Source organism: Nostoc sp. GT001, from assembly GCF_030382115.1.
Taxonomy (GTDB): domain Bacteria; phylum Cyanobacteriota; class Cyanobacteriia; order Cyanobacteriales; family Nostocaceae; genus Nostoc.
Map to the genome: position 1 here is coordinate 1,112,390 of NZ_JAUDRJ010000003.1, position 15,813 is coordinate 1,128,202.

The following is a 15,813-nucleotide window of genomic DNA, read 5'->3' on the forward strand; positions in this document are numbered from 1 at the left end:
TTGCAATCTCAGTCATTTATCATCTTTAATTTGGGGTTGCTAATTTAGAATATGAAATAATTTTGTTTGTATTAAGTTGTTCAGATTCCCGGCTTCATGAAGAAGTTGGGAATTTTGCATTGTATCAAAATTAACATTTTTCAGATAAAAGTAAAATATCCTTGAGCGATCGCCATTCAACTTTCACATCACGTTATCATCGGATATTGTGGAATTTCCGTGCGTAACTCGATAGCATCTATGACCGCCTCTCACTCCGAAACTCCATCTACCAAACCCGATGCAAGTACTTTTATTTCTGACCATCTACAGGTGGATCGCAGTAAGCTAAGTCAAATGTACTTGCATTATGTCGAGACGAAGGATAAATATCCTCACGCGGTATTGCTGTATCGGGTAGGAGATTTCTTTGAATGCTATTTCCAAGATGCTGTCAAACTAGCACAAGAATTGGAATTAGTTCTCACTAGTAAGCAAGCTGGGGAACAGGGACGGGTGGCGATGTCTGGTGTTCCGCATCACGCTTGGGAACGCTACGCGACGATGCTAGTAGAAAAAGGCTACGCAGTGGTAATTTGCGACCAAGTGGAAGATGCTTCTGAAGCGGCTGGGAGATTGGTGCGGCGAGAAGTAACGCGCATTCTTACACCCGGCACTTTGCTAGAAGAAGGAATGCTCAAATCCAGTCGCAATAATTACTTAGCAGCAGTAGTCATTGCCGCAAATCATTGGGGTTTAGCCTATGCAGACATCTCTACTGGTGAATTTCTTACTACTCAAGGTAGCGATTTAGAACATTTGACTCAAGAATTAATGCGCTTGCAACCTTCGGAGGTGTTAGTTCCGACAAATGCGCCGGATTTGGGTAGTTTGCTGCGTCCGGGAGAAACTTCGCCACATCTTCCTGAGTGTTTGCCACCATCATTTTGTTATAGTTTGCGATCGCAAGTACCATTTTCTCAAGGTGAAGCTAGACCTAGATTATTGCAGAAATTTAAGGTGCGATCGCTCGAAGGACTTGGTTGCGATCATCTTCCCCTTGCCGTCCGCGCCGCTGGTGGTCTTCTAGAATACCTGGAAGATACTCAAAAAGAAAACCCTGTCACTCTTCAAAGACTCCGCAGCTACACTGTCACCGACTATCTAATTGTTGACAATCAAACCCGCCGTAACTTAGAAATTACCCAAACCGTCCGAGATGGCACTTTTCACGGTTCCCTACTTTGGGCGTTAGATAAAACTAGTACAGCAATGGGTGGGCGGGCTTTGCGGCGGTGGTTATTGCAACCCCTACTCGATATTAAAGGCATTCGGGCGCGGCAAGATACCATCCAAGAATTGATGGAAAATACGCCCCTGCGTCAAGATTTGCGGCATTTATTGCGCCAAATTTATGATTTGGAACGCCTCACCGGAAGGGCGGGTTCTGGTACAGCGAATGCTAGAGATTTAGTAGCTTTGGCAGATTCCCTCTCACGCTTACCGGAATTATCCAATTTAGTAGTTGAGACGCGTTCTCCCTTCCTGAAAGCTTTGCAGAAAGTCCCAAGTGTATTGGAAGAATTGGCACAAAAGTTACACGCACATCTTGTAGAGTCGCCACCCATACTAATTAAAGAAGGTGGATTAATTCGCCCCAGTGTAAATCCCCTATTGGATGAAAGGAAGGCAACTGTAGAAGCAGACCAGCAATGGATTGCCAACTTGGAAGTTGATGAAAGAGCTAAGACAGGAATTTCGACACTGAAGGTAGGATTTAACAAAACTTTTGGTTATTATATCAGTATTTCTCGCACCAAAGCTGACCAAGTACCCGCTAATTATATCCGCAAGCAAACCCTGACCAATGAGGAACGTTACATCACCCCAGATTTAAAGGAACGGGAAGCCCGGATTCTGACGGCGCGAGATGATTTAAATCAGTTGGAATATGAGATTTTTACAGCGTTGCGGGAAGAGGTAGCACAAGAGGCGGAAGTAATTCGCAATCTGTCTCGTGCAGTGGCGGCGGCAGATGTGTTGTGTGGTTTGGCTGAATTGGCGGTGCATCAAGGTTACTGTCGTCCCGAAATGTTGTCAGGAAGGGAGATAAACATAGTTGATGGGCGTCATCCAGTGGTGGAACAGTCTTTACCTGCGGGTTTCTTTGTACCGAATTCGACTCAATTAGGGAGTAGGGAATCGGGAGTAGGCAGTAGTGAAGAAGAAATTCCCCCACTCCCCACTCCCCACTCCCAATTCCCTGACTTAATCATCCTCACCGGGCCAAACGCAAGTGGCAAAAGTTGTTATTTGCGTCAGGTGGGATTAATTCAGTTAATGGCGCAGATTGGTAGTTTTGTACCAGCGAGGTTTGCTAGATTGGGAATATGCGATCGCATTTTTACCCGTGTTGGCGCAGTAGATGATTTAGCAACTGGTCAATCTACCTTCATGGTGGAGATGAATGAAACCGCAAATATTCTCAACCATGCCACATCTAGGTCGCTGGTACTATTAGATGAAATTGGTCGCGGGACAGCAACATTTGATGGTCTTTCCATTGCTTGGGCGGTGGCGGAATATATAGCAGTTGATATTCGATCGCGCACAATTTTTGCTACTCACTATCATGAGTTAAATGAACTGGCTAGCATTATCCCGAATGTAGCTAACTATCAGGTGACGGTAAAAGAATTACCCGACCAAATTATCTTTTTGCACCAAGTTCAACCAGGAGGTGCTGATAAGTCTTATGGAATTGAAGCGGGAAGATTGGCGGGTTTACCAGCCGTAGTTATTCAACGGGCAAAACAAGTGATGGGACAAATTGAAAAACACAGTAAGATTGCGATGGGACTGCAAAATCTCGATGGGTAAGCAAGTTCGTAGTAAGGACTTTACCCGGATTTCTCACCACACCTCTTAAAGCCTGCGCAAGTGCCGGGGAGAAGTAATGAGTAATATCATGTCCGCATAATTAGTTATGCTAACCACAGTCATTGCACCCCACACGCCAGATGCTCCACTTGGGGAGACCCCAAGACCGCACTGGCTCCCCTTAATCCCCTCCCCGCAAGTGGGGAGGGGAGACAAAGCGTAGCTTTGGCGGGGGTGGGGTTCTTCGGGTTTAATAAGCAATCAAGCGGACATGATATAAGAAGTAAGAAGTAATAAGTAAGAAGTAAGAAGTAATAAGTAATAACTTCTTACTCATTACTCATTACTCATTACTCATTACTTCTCCTCTACTCCATCAAACGCCTTGAGCTTGTGAGAAATGCGGCTTTAGTCCTTATTTTCTAAGCACTAAAGTGCTTACTACAAACTGAGGTGTTAATTACTGCCGAAAAATTTCTACTTTTTGTAACACCACTTCTTGATTTGGACGATCTCTAGTTGTAGGCACATTAGCAATTTTGCTAACTATATCTAGACCTTGGACAACTTCACCAAAAACACTGTGTTTGTTGTCAAGGTGAGGTGTTGGTGCTTCTGTAATGAACCATTGCGAACCATTAGTACCGCGTCCGGCATTCGCCATCGACAAGATACCTGCACGAGTGTGTCTCAATTCAGGATGAAACTCATCTTCAAATTGATATCCTGGCCCACCAGTACCCCATCGGTTAGCTGTATCTAGATAACGACTCAGAGGATCGCCACACTGAATCATAAAATCAGGGATGACCCGGTGAAAGCGAACTCCATCGTAAGCTGGAGTTCCCTTACCAGATTGACCCGTTTTAGGGTCTTTCCAGTCGATTGTTCCGGTTGCTAGACCGACAAAATTTTTGACAGTGTTAGGAGTTCGCTCTTCTTCTAAACGAACTACAATTTCACCCAAGGAAGTAATTAAACGAGCGTGCAGTGTTCCATCACCGGGAATATTAATTTCTGGAAAGTTCATTAGATATCCTATTTTAACTAGTGCCAGTATTTGAACTATATAAGTCTATCAGCATTCAAGTTACCGCCTTTAGACATGAAAAAAACCTGAATTCAGGAAGCAGGAGGTCGAAGGCAGGAGGCAGGAGGCAGGAGGAACCCACCCTTATAGTGGGATTGAAGCAAGGATGCTTTATACTTTTCTGCGAGACGCTGCGCGAACGCGCTGCACGTCTGAGTATAATTTTTTCTTTAAACGTGGCTCTAAACCCAGAACTAAAGTTTTAATTGATACTCCTAACCTCCTGCCCCCTGCCTCCTAACTCCTGCCTTTTAGTAAGGAAACTTGAGCCAACAAATATTTTACTCTGGCAAATTTATCGCTGGATTCCGGCTAAAGAATCCTCTAGGGACTAGCTTAAAGCCAACTCGGTGAACAGGCATCACAGGCCAATCTTCCGATCGCGGAATATGAGTTACGCCCATTGTGTACCACAGTACAATATCTTCACCCATCAAGGCTTCATCGTCTGCAATATATTTTGGTAAACCCTGTCCGGGTTGAGTTTGGTTGGGATAATCGTCGCCAGCATAAAGTTCAGTAGGTTTATATTTTGTTACCCATACGTGATGAGTCGCAAATTCTGCCCTTTGGCGGATTTTTGAGCCTTCCACAGGGAAAAATATCGAGTTTCCTTCAGGCATCAGCATATATCCAGGTGCAGCACCGAGAGCATTTTTTTTGTCTGCGCTAACAATCATCCATTCCCGACTGCTTTTCATATCCAAATCGCGCACAGCAGCCGTTTCTTTGGCTAGTGGGGTTTCTGAAAGTGCGATCGCATTTCCTAAAGGATTTTTCTCATCCATCGGTAAAGCTTTCACATTCATTTCCATCACAGAATTCGCCTGACCATCGACATCGAAATCTAGGCGATAATTGAAAAAGTGCTGATGATTTACTCCAAAGATATTCTGAGCAATTAATCGACCATAGGAATCATCATCAGATTGCTTTTGGGCAGCCGTTCCCTGCGTCAATACGATACCCGTTAATTCATTTTGGACTTCCAAAGTCCCATCCTGGTGAAAGATCCAATTGATGCTGTAATCATAGTTATCAATGGCTACCGTCATCTTCATCACTAATTCTCGACCGCGACGGACATCATTACGCTGAGTATTATACTCATAGTGTTTCCACAGCATTCCGCGATCGCGCTCATAGATACCGATAACCCCTGGTATTTGATAAGGTTCTCCCTGCTCATTCGCAAATACAGCATTTAGTAACAAGCCATTTTCAGGAATTTCTTTACCTAATTCCATCGTATTTGCTAGTAAACCTAAGTTGTATTCCCCTACATCAAAGGCATTTCTAAACGACCAACTAGGCTTAGGGTCGCCATAAGGTACTACCATTTCGGAGAGGCTAGCGCGGTATAAAACTGGTCGAATATTTTCCCCGTCTTTATGCGTCACTTGATAAAGCATTAATCCATTACGAGGATGCATTGAATAGCGAAACTTCCAACCTTGCCAGCTAATTTCATTGTCTTTGATCTGGAAACTTCTACCATTAGCTTGGAGAATCTTCAATGCTTTAAGTGGTGACAGTAATTTACCCAAGGATTTGGTATCATAATTCCAATTTTCTTTAGAGAAAGGGACGTTTCCTCTATCAATAAAACTGGCAACTTTACCTGTGTTCAAATTGACTGTTGCTAAGACTCCTTCAATGGGACTACCGTAATAGTTCCAGCCTTTACCTTTGTAGTAAGATAAGCCGCGACAAAGACGATTGCCTGTTGCTTCTTCCTGCTGACTGAGGATTCCTGGAGACCACCAACTAATTTTGACCTGATTAAAATCGTTAATTCCCCGCTTTTGCATCGCTTTTTGCCATCGGGGATCGGCTTTAACGATCTGAGTTGCTAGTTCATATTCTGAATTAACGATCGCAGGTTGCACAGACGCTATTTCTTTCCAAGAACTTAAGGTTTTGCTTGTCAGGTCAACGATACCCTCAAAGGTTTTGTTTTCTGAACGTTCATAGACTACCAAAAAAGCTTTTCGCCCAAAAGTTTTACCCGGTGTAAAATTTAGAACTTCTTTTTTATCTGGTTCTTGTAAAGCAATAAGTGGAAAAGCTGCCATTTCGCTCAAAGTTTTTTCTTTTTGAATGACTAAAACAGCTGTGCTAATTTCTACCTCAGTTAGCGAAGTGAGAGGATGTGAAATAGAAGGCTGTTGAGCTATCAATGTTTCCATTAATCCGATTGAGATAGAAATGATGGAAACGATCGCAATAGATAGCCATAAAAAACGCTTTAGCCGCTTAATCATCTTTTACATTTTTACAAAAGACTTATAGTTATCTATTTCCAAGCCTAAGATTGAAAACCGATAAATTAAGCGGCTAAAGCGAAATTAATTATAATAAAATAACCCCACCCTGCTAAAGCACAGCTATGGCGGGGTGGGGTTCCGGGTATTATGCTTAATTACCTGGACATTATCTTACGCAGAAACCAAACGGCGTAAAGATTCAGCACGACGTTTAGCAATAGGGTTATTTGGAGCCAATTTGAGTGCTTCTTCGTAACTTTGTAACGCCTGAGTCGTTAATTTTTTCTTCTCGTAGGCGTGACCGAGATTATTTAATCCTGTTACGTAATCTGGTTTAGATTTGAGAGCTTCTTTGTACTGACGAATTGCTAAGTCATATTGCTCTTGGGTAAAATAAATATAGCCGAGTCCGTTGTAAATGGGGGCGATATCTTCTTCTCCCTCTTCTTCAGCAGCTTTGAGAGCTTTTTGAAGTAGCGCGATCGCTTGAGAGTACATTTTTTTTTCTGAATAAATACTGCCTAACTCATAATATTCTTGAGTCGTACCCTTTTCTTTCTCTAATTTCTTTCGCAATCTTGCAAAAGAGCCTTCAACCTTGCGAGTTTTGAAAATCTGGCGAAACACACTCACGGCTGCAATTGTGAGTATAACCACCAAAATTGAGAGATAAACAACGGCTAGACTGTTATCCATTGCTGCAAATACAAATATTATAAAGTTTGTTATTTGTCTTTTGTCATTTGTTATTCACTAATGACTAATGACCAATTTACGGTAAACCCCAATATTGAGAGCGTTGCTGGAGCCAACCTTTTTCTAAATAACGAGCGATCGCTTGATTCACATTTCGTCTAAACTCATCGTACTGCAATCCCTTGGGCATTACTACACATAAGGGTTCAGTTGATAACTTAGTTGGCAGTAGCCGATATTGAGGATATTGTTGCACCCAACCGCTGAGAACACTAGCATCTGCGGCAAAGGCTACAGCAGCATTATTTTCTATTTCCTCTCGCGCTTCTTTATAGGAATCCACTCCTACTAACTCGGCGTTTGGCAGATAGTACCGCACTTGAGCAATGGTACTGGAGTTGTTGAGTACGGCAATCTTTTGTTTAGACAAATCGCTCAACTGCTGCACAGAGGCATCTTTTGTAACTAATACAGTGCCATCCAAATAGTAGGGAACACTGAAGCTAACTATGCGGGCGCGTGACTCGGTTGCTGTGACTCTAGCGATCGCAAAGTCAACTTTCTTGTCTAAAACTACAGACAGGCGATCGCGATTCGCTACAGGTTGAAATTTTACAGCTTCGGCTTTACCAACCAAGTCAGTTGCCAAACGCTTGGCCAAGTCAATTTCTAAGCCTTGCAAATTCCCGTTGTCATCTTTAAATCCCAAGGGACGCAAGTTATCTTTAACGGCAACATTTAAATAGCCCCGCTGCTGAATTTCTGACATTTCGGCAGCAGATGCAGTTAATCCCGTCCCTACTAGAGAAAAGCAAAAAAGCCAAAAGATAGTGGCGGATAATACCAGATGTAACCGAGTAATTGCTTGCCGTCTGTTACATCTGTTATACATCCCTCACCACCTTTATCCTTTAGCTTGAAGTGCCAATTCAGCAACTTTGCCGAAACTAGCTGGATCGAGGACTGCCAATTGCGCCAACATCTTGCGATTTAGTTGGATATCAGCTTTTTTCAAGTTACCGATCAACTGGCTGTAACTCAAGCCGTGTTGCCTGGAAGCAGCGTTGATACGGGTAATCCAGAGGCGACGAAAATCGCGCTTTTTCTTTTTGCGATCGCGGTAGGCACTCCGTAGCGCCTTCATCACTTGTTGGTTGGCAGTTCTAAACAGAGTTGAATGGGAACCGCGAAAACCTTTAGCTAGTTTGAGAATTTTATTGCGGCGTTTGCGAGCTACATTACCGCGTTTTACCCGAGTCATAACTTATTTCCTAAAATACTTACAAATATGGGAGCATCAAGCGCACGTTAAGTTCGTCGCGTTCGTGTACAAGCGCACTCTTACGCATACCACGTTTTTTGTCAGAAGATTTGTGTTCTAAAAGGTGGCTTTTGAACGCTTTACGACGGACGATTTTACCGCTACTCGTGGCACGGAATCGTTTTGCCGCGGCTTTACGAGTCTTTAGTTTAGGCATGGTCTGGCTTTGATTCGACACGATCCATTATTATATACTATTAAAATTGCTATAACTGCAATTAAATAAAGGATTTAGCCAACGGCGATCGCTACGAAGTTCTAAAACGCGACTTGGCTACAAGTTTTCGGAGCGATCGCGAAGCTTATACCAATGGTAAAAATGACTATATCCGTGCTTTGATGGTCAAAGCACGGAATGAGGATATGGAAAAAAGCCAAAGCCATTGATTTATTTAACTTTTTTCAGTGGCGTTAGCTTTGGGATCTAAAATTATTTGCGAAGTGGATTTATTCACATGGTAAGTCCAAGATTGCTCTTTAACCTTAACAATCACTTCCCAACCTTCCACGGGGTCGTACTGCTGGGTGCAGACTTCGCCAAAGTTGAATTGGCAGAGATTTCCAAAGGTTTTTGGTGTAGCCTGAGTAATTTTTACATCAGTAATTCCCACCCCAGAACGGCTTGAGGCATCGCTCAAAATTGCATCTGCGATCGCTTTTGGCAATGTTTGTGAAGTACTCACTTTGGGATCTAAAATGATTTGTTTTCCAGATTTATCGACATGGTAAGTCCACGAATCTTGGCGGACTTTGACAACTACTTCCCAGCCTTCAATGGGGTTGTATTCCCTAGTACAAACTTCTCCAAATTTGAACACACAGGGATTACTAAAGGTTTTCGATGTGACTTGGGTAATCTCTAATTCCCGTTTACGCAAGCCGGAATTCCTGGACGCATTTCGTAAAATTTTATTAGCGATCGCTTTCGGTAACTCGTTTGCTTGGGATTGGGATACTTGAGTGCCTTCTGGGTAAGGAATAGCACCAGCGGAATTATTTTCAATGAGTCCGAACCCACAAGATAGCAAGCTTGTCAACACCAGCGTCAAGAAAATTCCTCTGGGTGACTTGAAGGTGCTTTTAATTACGGCAGATGCTTGGGTGATTGATTTCATAATATATATTGATTGTTAAAAATTGAACGGATAATATCCCATACTTCTCGGTTAAGGGGGAAAGAGAAAAGAAAAAAGCTTTAACCCAAACCCAGTAACCTTTTCCCAAAACCCAATTCCAAATTAAAGATGCCTAACCAAGAAGTATTGGATAATATCGCAATTGAATCATAATTTGTTTGACGTTGCACTCTTAATTCAGTTTCCTTATAGAGAGTGGGGGAGAGGAAAGCATAACTTCGGCTACGCTCAGTAACCGGGGGAGCAGAGGAGAAGTTGCAGTAAGTTTTTTCCCTCTGCCTCTTGTGCCCAATATCCAATGTCCCATCCCTTATACTTGTTTGCTCATTGCCGCTAAATTCACCACACATTCAGGAAATTGGCGTTTTAATGCTGGAAACACCGGACAAGGCGCTTGTTCTTGTAAATTGTCCGGTTTACTCCAAGTAAAGGGGGCTTTCTGCGCCGCAGACATCCACAACAGCAGCTTTGCTCGTGTCATGGCAACATAGAGTAAACGATACTCTTCAGATGTTTTCAAATTCTTTGCCACCTCCCATGCCTGACTAACATCCGGTATGGTAGATTCTTCGTGGAGAGTAGCGCGAATTTGAGCGCGGGCTACTTCTGATAAGGTAAAGTCGCCTAAAAACTGGCTTTGGGGAGGAACCCAAAATCTGCCAGGAATCAAGTTTTCGTGGAGAAAGGGAAGAAACACATAGTCCCAATCTAGCCCTTTAGCCTTGTGCATAGTGATAATCGTCAGTTGACCACGACGGGTGTAACGTTCTTCCGAATCCTCGGTTTCCACTGGTTCAAACCGTTCAGAACTGACGATTTCACTTAAGGCTGAAAGCATCCCACTCATTGAACTATTGCCAGCTATCTGCTGGTTAACCCGTTCTGCGAGTTTGTCAGCAGTTGCCAATTCTGCTTGGTCGTAATTTAAGGTCAAGGCGAGAAAGGAAATTAGCTGATAAAGAGGCAGTTCTAAGCGGGCGCGAAGTAAATTGCGACACAAACGAGCAGCTTTTTGTACTGTTTCTGATTGGGGTGCTGCTAGTGGACTAGGATACAAAAATTCTTCTGGTAGACTAGCAAGGGCGTTGAGGTCTTGAGTAGGAATTAATTGGCGCTGGACTAAGGCTTCTAGGGCGGCTTTGAGATAATCGGGGGAGTGGGGGCGATCGCAAAATTGCAATAATGCCAAAATTTCTTGGGGAACATGGGAACGGCGATCGCGTTCTCCCACATCATAAAGTGTAATTTTATGCTCTTTGCACACAGGTGCTAAAGCCTCTCCTAGCCAGCGTCCTTGGCGATTTTCTCTGACTAAAATCGCGGCACTATTTTTTGCTGGGTCTTCACCAAATAACTCAATCACCCTTTGAGATAACAATTCAACGGTGTGATGAATATCGCGCGGTGTATAAAGTTCTAATCCTTGTCCTACGGGTGCGGGGTTAGCGTTAGCTTGCGGATCGCCAACTTCCACAGGGCGAATTGTCTGCAAGCGAAATGGTACTTGTCGGTTATCAGGAATCTGTTGTTTGTTGTTGGTTTTGGTTGTTGCTAACCACTGATTATTGATCCATTTGAGGGCAAAGTTAGCAGCTTCAATGATAATTTTAGTACTGCGACCAGCTCGATCCATCGTTGCCAATCGTTCGATGCGATCGCACTCTTCACAAAATTGCCGGAAATAAATCGGATCGGCTGGAGTAAAGGTAGAGTTAATTGCTTGATTAGGATCGCCAACTCGCACTAAATTGAGTGTTGACTGATGACTGATGACTGATGATTGAGGAGTTATTATTCTCTCCCTGCCCCCTGCCCCCTGCCCCCTGCCCCCTGCCTCTCCCCCATTACTTGCCAAAATTTCTAATAGCTGCGTCTGAAGAGGGCTAGAATCTTGGGCTTCGTCTTCAAAGACCGCGAATATTTGGTTTTGCTCAACGTGACGGGCACTGTCGTTTTCTAAAACGCGTAGTGCGGCTAAAATCATATCGTCGTAATCGATAAAATCACGCGATCGCATCAAGTTTTGATATTGCTCGTACAACCCCGCCGCTACACTTAAAATTGCATATTCGTCTGTGGTTTGTTTACTCCACTCCCGCAACAATTCTGGCGATATCCCAGAACTTTTTGCTTCATGAATTACTGTATTAGCCAATTCTGGTAAAACTTCTGTTCGCAGCACCGATTGACGACGCAACCTTTCTGTCTCTTCTCCATCAAATTGATGACCTTCTAATAACCGCAAATATACATCTGGATTATTTACAATCCATTGTTCTACAGCAGTTCTGATAAAGCGGTGACTTTGGGTTGGTGTAATTAATATGACATTTTCTAATTGCAAACCCGATAAATCAGAATGGCGGTTGGCAATGTTCAACGCTAGACCGTGTAGGGTATAGACAAAAAATCCCGTCTGAGGTAGGGATAAATCATCTCTTAAAAATTTCCGAATCTTCGCTTTAATATTGGCAGCAGCGGAGCGAGTAAAAGTAACGACTACCAACTGACGGCGGGAAGATGAACGCTCATATTGACGGGCGATCGCGATCGCCGCCGCCGCCGCCATTCCGGTAGATTTGCCTGCACCAGGAACGGCTGAAATCGCCAAAGGCCCAGATTGCCAATCAGCCATTTGCTGCTGTCCAGGGCGGAGACTGTTGCGGATTGCGAGAATTTTCTCCTGCAAAGAAGCAATAGGCGATCGCTCAGACAATTCTGAGTCAAGTAATTCTTGAACAACAGGAATAGTAAATTTAGAGTCGGACATATAAAAAGGAGTCAGAATTCAGAATTCAGAATACTCTACCCATGAAGGGATAGAGTTTTAAATTAGTGAAAAAAATTTCATCCTAGTTTCGCCCACCAGGGGCGAGGTTTTAACCAATATTCATCACCCACTCGTACAGAATTCATACTGAATTCTGACTCCTGAGTTCTGAATTCTTCTTATAAAATTTGAGATGTGAGATTTTGGATTTAATTCAAAATCACATATATAAATAATTTTATAGCAATTTAATGTGAAGTTGCACATATCTTGATCCCCCTAAATCCCCCTTAAAAAGGGGGACTTTGATAGATGTTTTTCCAGTTCCCCCTTTATTAAGGGGGGATCGAATTCTATGCAGCTTCATAAAAAATTGGTATTAGGTGATTATTAATCTCAAATTACTAAATTGTTGATAGTAGTCTGTCTAGTTTGATTGGATTAGTAAGTTATTTCGTAGTTAGAAGTTCAGGCATTATTTTTTAACTACTAAAGTGCTTACTACAAACCCTGACAAAAACTTGGTAAATATTCGATTACAGTAATTCATCAGGGAAAACATTTTCCAAAAGCCTGAAGTAAACGTAACGATCCTCGAACGCGGATCTTCCTCCTGATTAGCGCCCAAACAATATTCTGTTCCTTGGCTAGAAACTGAAGCCAGGTGTGGCTGTCGGCAGAAATGTGAATATTGGCTGTTCCAATATGACTATTTTCCACCTGAATTGTCTTATCTTTAATTATGACTGTCGCCTGACATTGTTCCTTCCCAGTGAATGTGAAATGGTAAATAACATCCAGTCCTACTGATTGATTCCTTTGAAATACCAGAGGCAACCCGGAAAGAAATCCTTGAATAGAATTAGGGCGAAGGCTGTTGCTAACTTGCTTTACTTTTTTGTGTGGAAATCTTCTCGCTACGTAATCTTGGGCATCGGAACCTGGAACAACATAAATAGTTTCTTCTTTATCTTGTAAGGGTCGGACTACTTCTTTAACAAAGCCTTTCTTATTCCTCAAAAATTGACCAATTACATCTTCCCCAGCTGGACAAGCAGCTACACAATAAGCTGCTTTATAGTTTGATTTGAAAGCAAGACTCTGCCACATTGATGCTGATTCCGAATCATTCACTTTTTGACGGTAGTCATGGGCACTTTTACTTTCGGCAATATCTTCTACCCAATCGGTGAATCCTCCCAAAAACTCTCGATAATTGTGAGTGTAACAAGCTGAGAAGTTGAAATGTCCATCACCACCAATAGCTCCCACTGGACAAGCTACTACACATAATTTGCACTCCAGGCAGGGGTTATAGTCAATTGGTTTGTTATATTTAGTTACTTCAGCTTCGATCAAAATCGTCCCAAGTAAAATAAAGTTGCCAAATTTGGGATGAATAACGTTGCGGTGAATCCCCATGTGACCTAAACCTGCGGCTACAGCTACAGGTTTGTGGGAAACAACCCAAATTTTCCCTGGAAAGCGATCCATTTCCATTGGAAAACCCATTGCTGGATTTAAAGCTCGAATTCCTTTTTGTTCAAGGGTAGCAACAATCTCATGAGCAATTTGGTTGACTTCATCGCCTGTAGTGTGAAATTCTACGTTAGCTAGCGATCGCTCTGAACTACGAACATTCTCCCGATTCATGCGACACACGAAACTAACTAGTGTCTTCGTCGGTGGAAAAGCTACAAGAATATCCTGGCGTTGAGCAGCAATCTCTGGGCGATCAATCTCTACAAAGCCAACATCATCCGCTCCTAGCTCCAAGCACAAACTACGTAGCCAATCAGCATCTAAAGGAGAAGCGATCGTGGAATCATCGATAGTGCTTTGCTCGCGATACTGTCTGACAGTTGGATGATCGTCAAATTTAGACATAGAGGTTTCCTAATTCAGAAATATGTGTATATACACCTTTTTGAGAAAAAAATTAGCCTTTATGCAGCAAGGATACAGTATCGGACAAACCTGATAACAAAGTACTCCATCGTTCTTGCCCTAATTGTTCTAATACACGAGTTTGGGCTACCTCCCATAGAGGTAAAGCCTCGGACAAAGCGGCTTGTCCTTTATCTGTTAAACTGATCACCCGCATCCGTTGATCCTGTCCTGGCTGAATCTGGAGCAATCCCTGCTTTTCTAGTGGTTTGAGGTTACGTGTCAGCGTGGTTCGATCCATAACTAATTCTTGAGCTAGGCGCGTGATTGTTACTGAGCCAGCTAAGTTGATTGCAGTCAGCAAGGTAAACTGGTTAGCCAAAACCCCACTTGGTTGCAAAATCTCATCAAAAAGTTGTGTAACTGTGCGAGATGCTTTGCGGAGATTAAAACAGGTACAGGTAGCTGCAACTTTTTTAAGTAGAGCTAATTGAGTAGTTTGGTCTTGCATAGATTAAGTGTATATACACTTAATTATCCTGTCAAGCACTAAGACGGCGATCTAAGCGTTTCTGCTAGAAATAAAATTAATAATCCCCCGACAAAACAAACTTTGCTTGGTTCATTTGCTCTCTAAGTCGGAGGATTATTAAGGAATCTCAAAACGAAATGTCAAGCGATGACTAATGTGGGCATTGGTGTCAACTTAAGCTGGAAATAACTTAACTGTTGGCTTTGTCACCCGCCAGGGAATAAATTTTCAAGCTAATAGCTTAAGTCTGCTGAAGTAGACTGGAGATTTTTGGCGATATTTAGTCATCTTCAGATGACTTTATCTATGAGGCGGGAATTGAAATTCCCGACGGACGAGTTGTTTCGCCTTAAGTTGACACCAATATAATGTGGATTGCACCTACGCAACTTCAACTGAACATTGATGAACTGCCGATAAAAGCTAGAAATACCGGGGCAAATTGTACAGAAAATGACTTTTACACTAGCTCTTTGACGTTTTGCCGTTCATCCACAGTTGATTCACTAAAGACGGCTGCGTACAACCATCCTGCTAAAATAGCTCCCAAGATCGGAGCTATCCAGAACAGCCAAACTTGTGAAAAGAGTTCTACACCTGCAAATAGAGCAACTCCAGTACTACGGGCAGGATTAACCGAGGTATTGGTTACAGGAATGCTAATCAGGTGAATTAAAGTGAGTCCAAAACCAATTGCCAGTGGTGCAAATCCTTTAGGAGCACGGCTATCAGTCACCCCCAGAATAATCAGCAGAAACATGAAAGTCATCACAACTTCACTAATGAAGCAAGCAAACAGCGTGTAACCACCTGGAGAATGAGTACCGTAACCGTTGGTAGCCAGTGGGTTGGAGCCACTTAGGGCAAATCCAGTTTTGCCGCTAGCAATCAGGTAGATAATGCCCGCACCAACAACTGCACCGATTACTTGAGAGGCGATATAAGGTAGTAAGTCAGACCCCGGAAAGCGCTTACCTGCCCACAGTCCAAAGGAAACAGCTGGATTGAAATGACCACCAGAAATATGACCAAAAGCATAAGCCCCTGTAAGGACAGTAAGCCCGAATGCCAAAGATACACCTACTAATCCAATACCTAATGGAAAAGAAGTATTCTCGCTGATTTTTGCAGCATCTGCTGTGTAGGCTGCGGCTAGAACAGCACTACCACAGCCACCTAAAACAAGCCAAAATGTGCCGATAAATTCTGCCAAGCAACGTTTTGTGAGAGACATTTTTGGAAAATTCCTTGTTCC

Annotated in this window: 12 protein-coding genes; 1 reads left to right on the top strand and 11 read right to left on the bottom strand. The window is 42.9% G+C overall.

Annotated features, from left to right (window positions below; all coding sequences use genetic code 11):
* The first annotated feature begins 240 nt into the window (after positions 1–240).
* Entirely contained in the window at positions 241–2,859 is a 2,619-nt protein-coding gene (gene mutS, locus QUD05_RS07635) for a DNA mismatch repair protein MutS (RefSeq protein WP_289795537.1), read from the top strand.
* Positions 2,860–3,319: 460 nt separating this feature from the next.
* Here the strand turns inward: mutS and QUD05_RS07640 are convergent, their stop codons facing one another.
* From QUD05_RS07640 to aqpZ, 11 genes are all read right to left on the bottom strand, one after another.
* Complete coding sequence (locus tag QUD05_RS07640; protein ID WP_289795538.1) at positions 3,320–3,889, bottom strand: peptidylprolyl isomerase; 570 nt, start codon at positions 3,887–3,889, stop codon at positions 3,320–3,322.
* Between the two features lie 341 nt (positions 3,890–4,230).
* Entirely contained in the window at positions 4,231–6,213 is a 1,983-nt protein-coding gene (locus tag QUD05_RS07645; protein ID WP_289795539.1) for a primary-amine oxidase, read from the bottom strand.
* Between the two features lie 174 nt (positions 6,214–6,387).
* On the bottom strand, positions 6,388–6,912 hold the full coding sequence (locus QUD05_RS07650; protein WP_289795540.1) for a tetratricopeptide repeat protein: 525 nt from the start codon (positions 6,910–6,912) through the stop codon (positions 6,388–6,390).
* A 76-nt stretch (positions 6,913–6,988) separates the two neighbouring features.
* Complete coding sequence (locus tag QUD05_RS07655) at positions 6,989–7,804, bottom strand: transporter substrate-binding domain-containing protein (protein WP_289795541.1); 816 nt, start codon at positions 7,802–7,804, stop codon at positions 6,989–6,991.
* A 12-nt stretch (positions 7,805–7,816) separates the two neighbouring features.
* The gene (rplT, locus tag QUD05_RS07660) at positions 7,817–8,173 is read right to left on the bottom strand and encodes a 50S ribosomal protein L20 (RefSeq protein WP_289795542.1); all 357 of its coding nucleotides are present in this window, start codon (positions 8,171–8,173) and stop codon (positions 7,817–7,819) included.
* Positions 8,174–8,192: 19 nt separating this feature from the next.
* On the bottom strand, positions 8,193–8,390 hold the full coding sequence (gene rpmI / locus QUD05_RS07665; RefSeq protein ID WP_289795543.1) for a 50S ribosomal protein L35: 198 nt from the start codon (positions 8,388–8,390) through the stop codon (positions 8,193–8,195).
* A gap of 235 nt (positions 8,391–8,625) precedes the next feature.
* Positions 8,626–9,348, bottom strand: coding sequence for a DUF8738 domain-containing protein (locus tag QUD05_RS07670; protein ID WP_289795544.1), 723 nt, complete (start codon positions 9,346–9,348; stop codon positions 8,626–8,628).
* A 331-nt stretch (positions 9,349–9,679) separates the two neighbouring features.
* Positions 9,680–12,139 (bottom strand): ATP-dependent helicase, encoded by a 2,460-nt coding sequence (locus tag QUD05_RS07675; protein WP_289795545.1) that lies wholly within the window; start codon positions 12,137–12,139, stop codon positions 9,680–9,682.
* A 549-nt stretch (positions 12,140–12,688) separates the two neighbouring features.
* Positions 12,689–14,026, bottom strand: a complete 1,338-nt coding sequence (locus tag QUD05_RS07680; protein WP_289795546.1) for an SCP2 sterol-binding domain-containing protein — start codon at positions 14,024–14,026, stop codon at positions 12,689–12,691.
* Between the two features lie 52 nt (positions 14,027–14,078).
* Positions 14,079–14,537, bottom strand: coding sequence for a MarR family winged helix-turn-helix transcriptional regulator (locus tag QUD05_RS07685; protein ID WP_289795547.1), 459 nt, complete (start codon positions 14,535–14,537; stop codon positions 14,079–14,081).
* 481 nt (positions 14,538–15,018) lie between these two features.
* Entirely contained in the window at positions 15,019–15,792 is a 774-nt protein-coding gene (gene aqpZ, locus QUD05_RS07690; RefSeq protein WP_289795548.1) for an aquaporin Z, read from the bottom strand.
* Positions 15,793–15,813 lie beyond the last annotated feature (21 nt).

Coding starts and splice junctions, on each gene's coding strand:
- mutS (WP_289795537.1), top strand. CDS start 241: ATGACCGCCTCTCACTCCGAAACTCCATCTACCAAACCCGATGCAAGT.
- QUD05_RS07640 (WP_289795538.1), bottom strand. CDS start 3,889: ATGAACTTTCCAGAAATTAATATTCCCGGTGATGGAACACTGCACGCT.
- QUD05_RS07645 (WP_289795539.1), bottom strand. CDS start 6,213: ATGATTAAGCGGCTAAAGCGTTTTTTATGGCTATCTATTGCGATCGTT.
- QUD05_RS07650 (WP_289795540.1), bottom strand. CDS start 6,912: ATGGATAACAGTCTAGCCGTTGTTTATCTCTCAATTTTGGTGGTTATA.
- QUD05_RS07655 (WP_289795541.1), bottom strand. CDS start 7,804: ATGTATAACAGATGTAACAGACGGCAAGCAATTACTCGGTTACATCTG.
- rplT (WP_289795542.1), bottom strand. CDS start 8,173: ATGACTCGGGTAAAACGCGGTAATGTAGCTCGCAAACGCCGCAATAAA.
- rpmI (WP_289795543.1), bottom strand. CDS start 8,390: ATGCCTAAACTAAAGACTCGTAAAGCCGCGGCAAAACGATTCCGTGCC.
- QUD05_RS07670 (WP_289795544.1), bottom strand. CDS start 9,348: ATGAAATCAATCACCCAAGCATCTGCCGTAATTAAAAGCACCTTCAAG.
- QUD05_RS07675 (WP_289795545.1), bottom strand. CDS start 12,139: ATGTCCGACTCTAAATTTACTATTCCTGTTGTTCAAGAATTACTTGAC.
- QUD05_RS07680 (WP_289795546.1), bottom strand. CDS start 14,026: ATGTCTAAATTTGACGATCATCCAACTGTCAGACAGTATCGCGAGCAA.
- QUD05_RS07685 (WP_289795547.1), bottom strand. CDS start 14,537: ATGCAAGACCAAACTACTCAATTAGCTCTACTTAAAAAAGTTGCAGCT.
- aqpZ (WP_289795548.1), bottom strand. CDS start 15,792: ATGTCTCTCACAAAACGTTGCTTGGCAGAATTTATCGGCACATTTTGG.